Consider the following 13,813-nt stretch of genomic DNA (forward strand, 5'->3'; position numbering starts at 1 on the left):
GTTATAGTCTGTCTGAATATTTCATTTTCTTTAAATAACTATCAATGTATATACTGCTTTTTTATTTTAATCAGCACTGCGTTTACAGCACATTTTTGATTAAATAATAAAACGAAAGAAAACAGCAGCAGTTACCGCCATCTTCTTTCGTTTTTAAAAATTATTTATCGGTACTTAATTGCCCTTGTGGTAAAATACTGTTTTTCACAACAGCTGTTTTTGATCCTTTAATATTTAACAAGAAGCTAGGAGCAAAAGTAGAATGTTCCTCTGAATAAAAGCCTCTGTTTGTCATGTAACTTGTGATTACGACATTGTCTCCTTTCACTTGTGGAACTGCAAAATGTGAATACGTAAACGTTTTGTCATTAGGATCGAGGTCCATATGTAAAACAAGTCCTGTATCATTTAGCGGCTTGTATTTTCCTGTCAGCGTATTTGATACGTACCCTAGCATATATACGTCATCTTGGCCGATACCATCAATAGTCATTTTAGATCCGCGAGAATCTGTGAATAAGTACCATTTCCCATCTTTTTTAAATACATTTGCGCGTTCAATTTCATCTGTCACCGTGTTTGAAGTAATCAGTGGATCCATTACTTTTTTCAAGGTATAATCGTTATTTAGTTCAACAATGCCTAATGCACCGTTTGCTAAAGAGGCTTTCTTTTTATTAGAGCTCTGAAGTAATTTCTCTTTTTCTGATTGGAAAAATGGATTATTTCCACCGTAGTAAGCTCGATTGTAAAGGGAATCTTCACCTTGATAACCATCTTCAGTTCCTGTGTTTGCTTCAAACACAAGGTATTTATGCCCTTTATCCTCTACATAGTGAGGATCTCTCAATGTATGATTATCTCCTGAACCATATGCGCCTTCATCAATAAACTGCTGAATATTTTGATACTTTTTACCATCACCATCAAAAATGGATTTATGATCTTCAACACCTTCAATTTTTAACGTCTCTCCACTTGGCTGGGATACATTTACTTGAGCTGTTGTTAAGGTTTGTTTTCCATAGTTTGTACCTGAAAAGTTAGTATAGAATAAGCGTATTTTTCCGTCTGATGTTAAAGTAGCAGATCCTGACCATTCTTGTGTTTGCTTTTTCAAATGAGGATCATTCGGTACAAATTTGTCACTGTCTTTGAACACTCTTCCTGCATTTTTCCAACTGTCAATCGAATCTTCACCGATTTTTTGATAAAACACATAAATAGATGTATCATCAGCATCTTTCGGATCACCTGCTAGTGCAAATACAACTTGGTAACCATGATAGTTGGCTACTGTTCCGTCAGCATTTTGCAGAGGCCAGCTGTCCCATACGTCTAAATCAATTAAATTGCCCGATTTATCATACCCTTTTGCAGAGGCAATATTTTTGATTGTTGATTTATCAAAAGCTGGAACTTTAAACTGTTCGCTTTTTTGCTGCTGAGGAATTTTCAGCATGTTATCACGCGTAATATGGGAAACTCTATAATTATTGTTGGTATCTTTATGATTGCTTTCAGCAGCCCATGTTTGAGACCCAGCACCTACTAACAGAGCTGTAGCAAAAGATAAAGCTGTAGTTTGCTTTGCGATTTTCTTAATATTCATCTGTTTTTCTCCCTTTTGTATAATACCTTTTCTTGTGTCACTCACAAGCAATTCATTTTCTATGTATCGAGAAGTAATATCAATCTGGCGAAATAACAGAACCGGTTCCATTACCTTTCCAAGATTACTTGCATAATATTGAAAAGTCAAATAGGTAAAATGGAGTAATCATCTCATTTTTTCTCCCCTTATATTTTTCATTTGGTTATAAAGTCTTAAACCTTCAACTTTTTGATTAAATGGGCAAATTCATCATCATATTTAACCTGATATTTTTTATAAGCTCTTCTACAGCTGTTTAAGTAAGCCATTTTCAAAAAAATATCGTTAATGTATTTTTTGTGAAATAGTGGAATAATTTATTATATAATAGTTCCTATTGGCAATAATAAGAGACAAAAGAATTAGATAATTACTTTTCGAATTGATTCTTTTATCCTATTAAATTTTATGTAGCTTTTCACGAGAAATCGTTATCATTTTAATGAATCAATAATACATTTTTCAGGAAATCAAAAAGAGCTCTTTATAAAGAGCTCTTTTTGACGTCATTTATGCTGTTTTTAAATAGCAGTTCTTATTTAAGAATCAAGTTCCACAGTACGTTTGATAAGGCTGATTAGACGGAGCAGACGGTGTACAATACTCTGGCTGAATCGGAGATTCATATGGGCTAGAAAGCACTTCAAGAAGGGTTTCCATGACGCTGTAGTCTTCTTTTTGTGCTGCGTCTAACGCTTCTTCCACTCGGTGATTTCGAGGAATGACAGCCGGATTATTATTTTTCATAAGCTCTTGTGACTCCGCTTTAGATTGTTTTTGTCTACCTAATCTTTTCTGCCATAGCTCATGCCACTGTGCAAATTCTTTGCTTTCAAACAAGTCACTATTTTCTAGCTTATCGAACGTTAATGCACGAAACGTATTTGTATAGTCAGCTTTATAAGTTTTCATTATTGTAAGAAGGTCTTGGAATAATGCTTCATCTTCTTTTTCTTCGTTAAAAAGCCCAAGTTTAGCCTGCATACCTGCCAGCCAGTTTTCCCGATAGAATTTTGGAAATTCGGTCACAGCGCTTTGCGCTATTTCAACTGCTTTTTCTATATCTTGATTCAATAGCGGTAATAAAGCCTCAGCAAACCTCGCAAGATTCCACCCTGTAATGCCTGGTTGATTTTGATAAGCGTAGCGCCCTTGTACATCAATTGAACTAAATACAGTTTCTGGATCATAGGTATCCATAAATGCACATGGTCCGTAATCAATTGTTTCTCCACTAATTGTCATATTATCCGTATTCATGACGCCGTGAATAAAACCAATAAGCTGCCATTTAGCAACTAGGGTAGCGTGACGCTTAATCACTTCTTGAAGCAATGATAAATATTTTTTTTCGTTCTTTTCTATGTGGGGAAAGTGACGTTCTAATGCATAGTCAGCTAAAGCTTGAAGGTTTTCGACCGTTCCCCATTTTGCAGCGAACTGAAATGTGCCAAAACGAAGGTGACTGGAAGCTACACGCGTCAAAATCGCCCCCGGCAGTTCTTTTTCACGAACAATGGATTCACCTGTTGTTACGACTGCTAGGCTCCGAGTAGTCGGAATACCAAGAGCATGCATGGCTTCACTAATAATATACTCACGCAGCATAGGTCCTAGAGCTGCCCGGCCGTCTCCTCCTCGGGAATACGGTGTTCGGCCTGAGCCTTTAAGCTGAAGGTCTACTTTCTCACCCGAAGGCGTAACTTGCTCTCCTATTAACATAGCCCGGCCGTCTCCTAGCATGTTAAAGTGGCCAAATTGATGCCCCCCATAAGCTTGTGCAAGCGGGAAAGCACCTTTTGGAAAACTGTTTCCAGCCAAAATGCTAACTCCTTCTGGGCTTTGCAGCTGTTCTTTTTGTAACCCTAGAGACGCGGCTAAAGAGTCGTTAAATTTAACTATTTTAGGTGAACTCACTGGATTAGGATCAAGAGGGGTAAAAAAGATGTTTGGTAACTCCGCATAGCTATTACGTAAATTCCATCCTGTTTCTTTTTGATTAGTCATCGTATCTCCTTTTCTTTTTGTGTCTTAAAACATAATTCTTTCTTTACTGATCGTTATTTTATAAGCGCAGTAAGCCTTGCTCTACCCTGCTTTCTTTTGGGCGTCTTAGAGCAGGACAGTTTCTCTTTCATTTATTTTCTCTTTTACTATTATATCGTATTTGCTCGTACTTTTAATCTAAAGTGCCTTATCCATTTATATACCTCCGCTTTGTTGACGAGCTATTAAATGCTCAAAAAAGAAGAAGTATTAATATACTTCTTCCTCTGTATTTTACCCCCAAATATCTTTTAAATTCCAATACGTTAACTCTTTTACAATTACGTTTCCTCCTTCAGTAAATAATTCAATTCCGAGCCTGCTTTCTTTTGGATAAATACGGCTCGTCATGGTCGCTTGTCCTTCGTTTGCAAATACTTCAACGGAAGAACGGTCCACAAATATTCGTAAAGCTAGTGTCTCACCTGCTTGTAACGCTACTTTCCTCACTCCATCTTCTTTTCCCGAGTGAGTACAGTCAAGCAATAGCTTTTGCTCATTAAGGTTGTAACACATAAGCGTTTCTTCGTTGTTTATTCCACGAATTTTTATTCCTACCGATGAAGCTTGGCAGTCCGCTAAATCAAATACAGCTTGTATCTCTAGCAAGTCTTCATTTACTTCTACTACATAACTGTTAGAAAGAGCTTTATTGGTTAGCATATTATACTGAGTTTTCCGAAGTGATGTAAGCTCTTGGACGGGGTTCATTAACACTTTATCCCCTCTTAAAGTTAGTTCTCTCGGAAGCGTTAGCACACCGCACCATCCATCCTCTTTCGTTGGCATATTAGCTTCCCACATGTCCATCCAGCCAATTGCAATTCGCCGCCCTTTATCATCTAAAAGCGTTTGAACAGCATAAAAATCGTGGCCGTAATCTAATTCAGTAAATGACCCATGATGAAATGTATTGGTTTCATAATTATATTCTCCAACTAAATATCCCGTTTGGAAAAGGTTGTGATAGGAATCACCTTTTGCTTCTATCCCTTGAGGAGAAATCATTAACACATGCTTTCCGTCTAACTCAAAGAAGTCTGGACACTCCCACATGTACCCTAGATCTCCATCGCTTTTAGCAAGGACACCAACATATTCCCATTTTCGTAAATTTGAAGATCGGTATAAGATAACACGGCCCTCTTGTTTCTTTGTTGAGTTTCCTAGAATCATATACCAGAAATCTTCGTGCTTCCATACTTTAGGATCCCGAAAATGATGAGAGCTATCTGCTGGCGGCTCAGCAATAACTGGGTTGGCCTCTGCTTTTTCAAAGGTAATGCCGTCTTTACTAACAGCTATATTTTGGTTTTGAAAAAAAGTATCCAGCTCTTTGTCTATATAATTATGTCCTGTATAAATTAGCGTAAGCTCTCCTTCGTTATCCACGGCACTTCCAGAAAAACATCCATCTTTATCAAATGGATCTCCAGGAGCTAAAGCAATCGGCAAGTGCTGCCAATGAACAAGATCTTTGCTTTTCACATGTCCCCAATGCATCGGTCCCCAGTTCTCGTCATAAGGATGATGCTGATAAAAAACATGATATTCTCCTTTATACTGAACCAACCCATTGGGATCATTAATCCAGTTCGCTGGCGCCATAATATGATACCCTAACCGATATTGATGATTCACCTTTTTCTCTGCTTCATTTAATGAATGTTGAGCTTGCTCAATTTTATTTACCGTTAACATCATCATATCCCCCTATATAATCTGCGTGTTTTCTTGTACATCTTTTCTTATAAATCTATGTTTTTTAGAGTTTAGTAGTGTAAACATTGAAATAACGTTAAATACCAAAACCATACCTCCCATAATTAAATAGGTACGGGAAAAACCTACGCTATCATATAATCCTCCCGCTATGGGTGAAAGAACTGAAGCACCTATTTGTGAAGCGAATTGGAATCCAACCAAATAAAGGATAGAAGATAGGCGCGTGTCAAAGTTAGCTGCCAAATATTTGAAGATGGCAATGAGCATAATAGGAAGTTCTAATGCATGAATAAGCTTCATCGAAGATATTCCAATTGGACCAACAACAAGCCCTGACCCAATAATACGAAATCCCATTAGAAACCCTGCTAAAATTAAACTATTTTTTGCACCGATCTTATTTACAATAAACGGTGCTGCGAACATCATTCCAGCTTCTAAAAATACTTGAAACGAATTTAAGTAGCCAAATACTTGGTTACCTATCGATTCAGTAGGAAACAAAGATGCATAATAGATAGGAAATTGCTGATCATATACCCCATATACGCATGTAACACCAACAACATAAATCATAAAAAACCAAAATTCCTTCAATAAAAATAAACTGCCTACATCTCTTAGCGTGACGGATTCAGCTTTTTCCATTTCATAACTGCTCATTTCTACTTTTACAGAAAAAATAATAGCCACTAGGATAACTGCTGAAACAGATGCCACCCAAAAATTAATGTGAGGATTAATATTAAACAATTGTCCTGCAAAAAACGTAGCTGCAGCCCAGCCTAATGACCCCCACATTCTAGATTTTCCGTACTCAAATTTATATTTTCGGCTGACTTTCTCTATGTATGTTTCAATCGCTCCGATGCCCGCCAAAAACGCTACTCCTAAATATAGGCCTCCAATAATAGCCCCTATCAACACATTGTATTGAAGCAAAGGTCCATAAACAAAAATATAAAATGGTCCTACAAACACTAAAAGACAGCTAATAAAAAATAAAACGTGTTTCTTTAAACCTATCCTGTCAGATATATATCCGTACAAAGGCTGCATACACAAAGCAAAGATAGCGTTTACAGAAAAGATTAAGCCTGTTGCTGATCCATTCAACTTAATCTCTTGCCCTAACCAGATAGAAAATAAAGAGTAGCTTGACGACCACGTAAAAAAGAAGAAGAAAAAATATGCACTCAGCTTCCAATATAAACTTTTTGAACTTTTCATTTTAGTTACCCCTTTAGCTTAAGATATAAAATCTTTTATCTAACAAAATGAAAGCACTTTCAATTTGATTTTATGTCAACCGGTTTCATATGTCAACCGGTTTCATATTTTATATTTAAAAAAAGATTGTATTAGGTGTAAAAGTGGGCTTTGTGGTATGTTTAAATTGTTTAATAAACCGTTTACAATCCTTACATAGATTTTTATCACTCAAAAGAAAACGTAACGACTGAAAGCTATTTGCTTGATTGCAATTTATTTTAAGGCTTTTACATGTCTGATATATACTATAAAAGCAATGTTTTGGAGAAATTAGGAGGAAACTAGATGAAAGCCAAGATTAGTGATGTAGCAAAAATTGCAGGTGTTTCACCGACTACCGTTTCTCGTGTATTAAATAACCGTGGTTACATAAGCAAAGAAACGCGAGAAAATGTTTATAAAGCAATGAAAGAAATTAATTATTTCCCAAATGATATTGCACGTTCATTATTTAATAAGCGAACAAATTTAATCGGTATGATTGTCCCGCAAACGAGCAACCCTTTTTTCGGAGAGTTAGCCTTTCACATTGAAAGTATATGTGCTTCTCTTAACTACAAAGTGCTTCTTTGCAACAGTCTTAATCGAATTGATAAAGAAAAAAAATATGTAGAGATGCTTATCAGAAATCAGGTAGATGGTGTGATTGCCGTCACTTATAATAGAGGTATTTTTGATTCAGAAAGTCAAAGTCTTCCTGTGGTAGCAGTGGATCATTATTTATCAACAGATATTCCTACCGTATCTTCTGATAACTATGCTGGAGGAAAACAAGCCACGGAATTGCTCATTTCAAAAGGTTGTAAGCATATTATTCATATTAACGGCCCCCTTAAACTCGAAACTCCAGCTAACTTAAGAAGGAAAGCTTATGAAAACGTGATGAAAAAGTACGAAAAACAGCCTATCACGTATGAAATTTCAAATACCTTCGACCGCAACATCCAGAGAGAAACTATTTCTAAGGTTTTTGAAGAAAATCCGGAAGTAGATGGTATTTTTGCAAGTGATGACTTACTTGCAGCTTTAGTAGTTGCAGAAGCACAAAAAAGAGGAAAAAACATCCCAAGAGATTTAAAAATCGTGGGCTATGACGGAACGGAGGCCAGTCAGACTTTGTTACCTGGTCTAACTACAGTTCAACAGCCCATTGAATCGATTGCTCAAACAGCCATTGATATTTTACTAAAAGAAATTGAAGGAGAATTCAGCAATATACCTCGTGAAATCTGCCTTCCCGTTAAGCTTCTAGAAGGACAAACAACGTAAAAATACATTTTTTATAAAATAAATATCAGTTTGTTGCATATTCTTCTTCCTTTATTCACACCTTAACGTTACAGAAAGGAGTTGAATACAATGGCAAACAACAAAAGCAGCAATAATAATGAATTATTAGTATACGGAGCTGAACAAGCAATCGATCAAATGAAATATGAAATCGCTAGCGAGTTCGGAGTAAATTTAGGAGCTGACACTACTGCACGTGCAAACGGATCAGTAGGCGGCGAAATCACAAAACGTCTTGTACAATTAGCTGAGCAACAACTTGGCGGCGGACGTTTCTAAGACAATTTCATACACACCATGACTTAAGGAAGAATGGATATCCATTCTTCCTTTTCATATATTTACTTTCCATTTTTATATAAAAATTATTATTCTTCCTCCTCTTTACTGACTGATTTTGTTTTTCCTTTCTTTAGTACAGCGCTGATTCCTAAACAACAGACGGCTGCTATCCATCCGGAGATGAGAAAATAAACGGAAGTATTTGCAAAGAGTGTGCCTATTAAAATAAACAGGCCTCCAAGAATAATAAAAAAGACGTGACCCTCACCATTTCTTTTCACCTTCATCACCTCTCCTTACCTATACAAACGAATGTTCAGATACAAAAGAAACTTCTTGATAAACAAGAAGTTTTCTTCGTGCGTTCCTTTTTTAATAAAAATTAAAGGTGTTTTCTTTTTATTTATTCAACGAAACCCCTCAATATTCTTCTCAATTACATGCTATTCAATAATTTCTGCGGTTTTATACTCTTTCATAAATACATCAATAACATCTCCTGCTTCTTCGTTCTCCTCCTCCATTTGAACGAGTATTTGGTTTTGTGCATTTACCGAAAGGATTCTGACATCCGACATTCGGTTTATGTCCAGCTGCAGTTCCAAATCTCTAGCAACTTCATCAGCTTTTAGTGAATCTTTGATAATATATCTGTGGCTTCTCATAACATTCGCTCCTTTACGTTATATGAACGAATATAGTTTATCCAAACTATCAGCGCACAATAACATTTTTCTTGTATCTTTCATTTAAACAAAACAAAAAAACGGCTTTTCTCAGCCGTTTTTTTGTTTTGCTTTTCATTTATGAAAAAGCATAGTTATTTCTTTAGTTGATCGTTCTCTGTATCAGGTATCATGCGCTTATTTATTCCGAATGCGTAAAAACTGATGACAACAAGAGCCAGGAAAATAACCCCTACAATAAGTGAAATACGCGTTTCATCATTAAACCACATGCCTACAAGCACCATAAGTAAAAAAGCAATAGTTATATAGTTTGTTACAGGCGCAAAAGGCATTTTGAAAGGATGACTGTCCATTTCAGCCCCTTTAGCTTTACGGAAACGAATTTGGCTGATAAGAATAATGAACCAAGGAATCATTCCTGGAAGCACGCTAGCGCTGTATACATAAACAAATACATTCGGTGGAGCGATGTAGTTTAAAATAACTCCAATTACTAACCCAATCATAACAGCGAGTGTGCTGTAAATCGGAACACCGTTACGAGAAATTTTTGTGAAGAATTTAGGTGCTTGACCGTTTACACCAAGCGTATAAAGCATGCGTCCTGCACTAAAAATTCCGCTGTTACAGCCTGACATCGCTGCTGTAATAACTACAAAGTTAATGATACCTGCAGCTGCTGTAACGCCAACTTTAGCAAATGTAGATACGAACGGACTTCCCAAGGAATCCAACTCATTCCACGGATATACCGTCACGATGACAAAAATTGCTCCAATATAAAAAATTAAAATTCGCCAGATGATGCTTTGAATTGCGCTTGTTAACGTTTTTTTAGGATCCTTTGCTTCACCAGCTGTAATACCAATTAGCTCGACTCCTTGATAAGCTGCAATAACAAGAGATAGAGCAAAGAAAAAGCCTGACCATCCGCCTGCAAAGAAACCGCCGTGTGCCCAAAGGTTTGATAACCCAATTGCGTCTCCGCCATTTCCAAATCCAAAGAAAATCAACCCAAGTCCTGCGATAATCATTAAAATAATTGTTACAATCTTAATCATCGCAAACCAAAATTCAAACTCTCCAAATGATTTTACTGAAATTAAGTTTGCTGTGCCTAAAATCAACATGGCGATAATACCAGGCACCCAAGCTGGTAAATGTGGGAACCAATAATGCATATATGCTCCTACCGCTATAATTTCAGACATCCCTACGATTACAAATTGAAACCAGTTGCTCCACGCAGCCATATAACCTGCCAATGGATGAATATATTTGTGGCCAAATGTAGCGAATGAACCTGTGCTTGGTTCCATGTACAGCATTTCGCCCATGGCACGCATAATAAAGAAAATAAACATTCCGCAGATTGCGTAAGCAAGCAATACCGATGGACCTGTCCATTGGATGGTGCTTGCTGATCCCATAAATAATCCAACGCCAATTGTTCCGCCTAGCGCGATCATTTGAATGTGACGGGATTCTAAGCCTCTTTTTAGCTCTTTGTCTGCCATTCCATTTCCTCCTCCTAAACTTGTTATAGCTCTGTTAGGAAAGATACTTTTTGTGTCTGATGGAACAGCTATCGTTTTTAAAACCTTCCATTTTTACCTAGTACCTTTACAACTAAACTACTTTTTCTATTTTTAGCTATCCGACTGTATAATTACTTATTTTATAATAATAAATTTCCCTCAGAAATACAATTGTTTTTTTCAGAAAAACACTCAATTAAACCTTTAACCTTTATTAAATCAATCATTTGAGTGAAATAGTTTTTTATTTCAGTATAATTTAAATTTTATGAACATTCAAAATAAATATAGGCGCAGGGTACGGGAACACTCTATTTCTTAAGGCTAACGAAATGAAACCACTACTTAATCGAAAAAATTCCTTTCTTCTCCTTTTACGTTTTTTCTTTCTCTTCTTAGGGAAAGTATCCATAGAAAATAGAGATGAGGAGGGATTTTTCATGTGGCAAGCTGCGATGTGGGGCGGAATTTCAGGATCAGCTGTCCTTCTTGGTGCTTTGGCAGCAGTTTTTTTGCCTATCGGCAAAAAGATAATTGGTTATATTATGGCTTTTGGGACAGGTGTATTAATCGGAGCATCTACCTATGAGCTGCTTGGAGACTCGGTTCATAACGGCGGGTTAAAAGCTACTTCTCTTGGTTTTCTTGCCGGGGCTGTCGTTTTTACTTTTTTAGACTATCTAATTTCACGTCAAGGAGCGAATAAAAGAAAGAGGTCTACCAAACAAATGGCTGCGAGTAGTTCTGGAATTGCTATATTTATAGGAACCGTAATGGATGCCATCCCAGAGTCCATTATGATTGGGGCTAGCTTAATTGAAAATGCAACCGTTAGCTGGCTTCTTGTTATCGCTATTTTTATAAGTAATATTCCTGAAGGACTGTCCAGTACGACCGGTCTAGTAAAAAGCGGATTCTCTAAAAAGAAAATTTTTTTACTATGGGCAGCTGTTTTGTTCATTTCAGCTTTTAGCTCATGGACAGGTTTTGTTTTTTTAGACCATGCATCTGAGACACTTATGGCTGCTATTGCTGCTTTTGCCGGCGGCGGTATCATTGCTATGGTAGGTTCTACAATGATGCCAGAGGCCTATGAAGAAGGAGGTTCTATTACGGGATTAATTGCTGCACTTGGATTACTTGCTTCGCTGATATTAGATCATTTTTCTTAATTGTCTTCATACTATTTCTATCGTTTCCAAGTAGAAAGCACAAAGCCTTCTACTTGGAGACGTGTTTCCTTATCACATTATTATGAATGTGTCTTCTTAATAAGTAAAATCGTAGTTTTCTTTTATTTCCCGAGTAAAAGCTTTCCAATCCGTAGCTTCAAATTCTGCATTGCGTGCTTTTAACTCTTTTTCCATTCCTTGAATCTCTTGAACAGCTTCTATAGTTCTTTCACTTCCTGGTCCTACTCTCCAAATTAAGTTTTTGTATTCTTTAATCTTATCCATTAGATAACCCGTCTCTAATTCTTTATATTTAGACATATTAGCTGACTCCTTTTACTTCATTCTTTCTTCTAAGATATCATATTTCTCCTTTATGGATAAGCCTCTCGTCTGACGCTTCTTTAACGCTCAAAGATAGAGAATACAACAATAAAAAAGCAAGCACAAGTGCTTGCTTCCGCCTTATTAAGGCAATGGTTCAACCGCTACGTTCCCTACCGTCACAGCTTCTGTATATGCATTCGTACCGCTTTGGCGTAAGCGAAGATTGGCACTCCCCACTGCGCTTGGATTTAATTGGACATTCAAAACCTTTTCTCCATTTCCAGATGCGTCCGTTGTAATTGAAAAATTGCTGCTGTATCCATACGATGACGGCCAGCTTCCATCTGCGTTTTGAACTTTAGCAATTTGAGTTCCCGATCCGTTATATGCACCTAGATTAAACGTGCTGTACGTAGTGTTAGCTGAAAGCCCGCTTACCTTTACGCGTATTTGGAATATGCCGCTCGTTGGTAAAATGGCTTGATGTTCCAACACGTAAGCACTAGCAGCTGGGGGCTGTGTGGTTCCACCTTTATAACCATATGAACCAGATGCAAAAGTTGACGTATCGTACCATTTATAGCCTGCTGTAGGTGCTGACCATGGCTCTGTCTGAGGCTCAGTGGACTGACTTGGCGTTTCCGACGAAAGTAATGCTGTAGCTTGATCCAATTGAAGTCCTGATACTTGATTCAAAGAGGTATAGCTTTCTTGCTTCGCTAACCAATTGACCATATTTACAAGCAGTGTAGAATCGTCTTGTTCCTTAAATCCGTCATATGTGGTTTTAAAAGATCCTGTATCTTCTCGTTTATATTTTGGTGTAGCATCTTCAACCGGTGAAGAATCTCCTATAAAAGCAGCTTTACCTGCCCCTACTTTTGAAACAGCAGCAAAAGGCCCTTCCGCTCTTCCTCCTCCATTATACACTCCTTGATCTACAGCATTTGACCATTTTGTTGTTGTCTTAGGAAGATACACAATTCCTTTTGCTTTGTTTGGGTCTGTAATAGCAACCGTAGAACCTGCATGCATAGCAACGGTTGAAACACCTAGCGTAATACCGAATGCTTGAGAAGGAGCTACAATATCATTGGCTGTCACATCGCCGATGGCATTATAGCGAAAGCGAACACCAAAGTTATTCGCCAGCCAGTCAGAGCTTGTTACGTTTTGCATTGCATCAGAGTTTGCTTCTTCCGTTGTCATGCCTTTGGCTGGATTTGTCCATGCTCCACGACGGTACCCGTTAAAAACTTCTGAAGAATCCCAGCGGTTTTTGTTTCGGTCTGCATTGTAATGATCTGCAATAAAAAAGACGCTTCCTCCGTTCTGAACATATTGCAAAAGGGCAGCTTGTTCAGAAGATTTATACGGAATATTTGCTTCTGGCACAACAAACACGCTATAGCCGCTGAGGTCACTGTATGTAATCGGCGTAGATTTCCGCAGTTCTTTTACATCAAATCCGCTGCCAGCCAGTCCTTTCCCAAAATCAGAAAAACCTCCGTCAATAACCCAATCTGCTGTACCGGCAGTTTGGCCATGGGTATTATCAAACAAGACTTTCTTGCCATTATTGTCATTCACAACGGTGGATTTAATTTCTGGTGCAGGATCAGTAGCGCTTTCTGCTGATGCTGAATGAGTAGTAAAAGGCAGTGAGATAGATAAAGCCGTACACATTGTTAAAACGGCATAACCTACGCGAGTGTGTTTTTTTCGCATATAAAATGCTCCTCTCAAATTTTTGCAATGCTTGTCTTTTCAAGAGGATTATAGCAGGTTCATTTATGATTTTTTTAAATTTATTGTAAA

General features: G+C 37.4%; 12 protein-coding genes. 3 read left to right on the forward strand and 9 right to left on the reverse strand.

All coding sequences use genetic code 11. The annotated features are described in order from the left end of the window. Positions 1 to 160: 160 nt before the first annotated feature. From ACFX4G_RS22495 to ACFX4G_RS22510, 4 genes are all read right to left on the reverse strand, one after another. Positions 161 to 1,612, reverse strand: a complete 1,452-nt coding sequence (locus tag ACFX4G_RS22495; protein WP_097824371.1) for a glycoside hydrolase family 68 protein — start codon at positions 1,610 to 1,612, stop codon at positions 161 to 163. A 588-nt stretch (positions 1,613 to 2,200) separates the two neighbouring features. Further along, positions 2,201 to 3,661, reverse strand: coding sequence for a protein adenylyltransferase SelO (locus ACFX4G_RS22500; protein WP_377577132.1), 1,461 nt, complete (start codon positions 3,659 to 3,661; stop codon positions 2,201 to 2,203). Between the two features lie 273 nt (positions 3,662 to 3,934). Then, on the reverse strand, positions 3,935 to 5,401 hold the full coding sequence (locus ACFX4G_RS22505) for a glycoside hydrolase family 32 protein (protein ID WP_097823856.1): 1,467 nt from the start codon (positions 5,399 to 5,401) through the stop codon (positions 3,935 to 3,937). 12 nt (positions 5,402 to 5,413) lie between these two features. After that, positions 5,414 to 6,655, reverse strand: coding sequence for an MFS transporter (locus tag ACFX4G_RS22510; RefSeq protein ID WP_043979132.1), 1,242 nt, complete (start codon positions 6,653 to 6,655; stop codon positions 5,414 to 5,416). 327 nt (positions 6,656 to 6,982) lie between these two features. Between ACFX4G_RS22510 and ACFX4G_RS22515 the strand changes: the two genes are divergently transcribed. Together ACFX4G_RS22515 and ACFX4G_RS22520 are read left to right on the forward strand one after the other, a co-directional pair. After that, complete coding sequence (locus ACFX4G_RS22515) at positions 6,983 to 7,966, forward strand: LacI family DNA-binding transcriptional regulator (RefSeq protein WP_043979135.1); 984 nt, start codon at positions 6,983 to 6,985, stop codon at positions 7,964 to 7,966. 90 nt (positions 7,967 to 8,056) lie between these two features. Next, positions 8,057 to 8,266, forward strand: coding sequence for an alpha/beta-type small acid-soluble spore protein (locus ACFX4G_RS22520; RefSeq protein WP_013058452.1), 210 nt, complete (start codon positions 8,057 to 8,059; stop codon positions 8,264 to 8,266). An 89-nt stretch (positions 8,267 to 8,355) separates the two neighbouring features. Here ACFX4G_RS22520 and ACFX4G_RS22525 read toward each other — a convergent pair whose 3' ends face one another. From ACFX4G_RS22525 to ACFX4G_RS22535, 3 genes are all read right to left on the reverse strand, one after another. Beyond that, positions 8,356 to 8,556, reverse strand: coding sequence for a hypothetical protein (locus ACFX4G_RS22525; RefSeq protein ID WP_013056287.1), 201 nt, complete (start codon positions 8,554 to 8,556; stop codon positions 8,356 to 8,358). 156 nt (positions 8,557 to 8,712) lie between these two features. Beyond that, positions 8,713 to 8,934, reverse strand: a complete 222-nt coding sequence (locus ACFX4G_RS22530) for a hypothetical protein (RefSeq protein ID WP_043979137.1) — start codon at positions 8,932 to 8,934, stop codon at positions 8,713 to 8,715. Positions 8,935 to 9,089: 155 nt separating this feature from the next. Further along, positions 9,090 to 10,475 carry an amino acid permease gene (locus tag ACFX4G_RS22535; protein WP_043979140.1) on the reverse strand — a complete coding sequence of 462 codons (1,386 nt, stop codon included), beginning with the start codon at positions 10,473 to 10,475 and terminating at the stop codon, positions 9,090 to 9,092. A gap of 461 nt (positions 10,476 to 10,936) precedes the next feature. Here ACFX4G_RS22535 and ACFX4G_RS22540 point away from each other — a divergent pair, with 461 nt between their 5' ends. After that, entirely contained in the window at positions 10,937 to 11,668 is a 732-nt protein-coding gene (locus ACFX4G_RS22540; protein WP_013082482.1) for a ZIP family metal transporter, read from the forward strand. 96 nt (positions 11,669 to 11,764) lie between these two features. On the opposite strand, the gene ACFX4G_RS22545 is transcribed toward ACFX4G_RS22540, so the two are convergent. Beyond that, positions 11,765 to 11,989 carry a hypothetical protein gene (locus ACFX4G_RS22545; protein WP_028408120.1) on the reverse strand — a complete coding sequence of 75 codons (225 nt, stop codon included), beginning with the start codon at positions 11,987 to 11,989 and terminating at the stop codon, positions 11,765 to 11,767. A gap of 147 nt (positions 11,990 to 12,136) precedes the next feature. Then, complete coding sequence (locus tag ACFX4G_RS22550; RefSeq protein ID WP_377577137.1) at positions 12,137 to 13,723, reverse strand: DNA-binding protein; 1,587 nt, start codon at positions 13,721 to 13,723, stop codon at positions 12,137 to 12,139. Positions 13,724 to 13,813 lie beyond the last annotated feature (90 nt).

Source organism: Priestia sp. YIM B13486, from assembly GCF_042787865.1.
Taxonomy (GTDB): Bacteria; Bacillota; Bacilli; order Bacillales; family Bacillaceae_H; genus Priestia; species Priestia megaterium.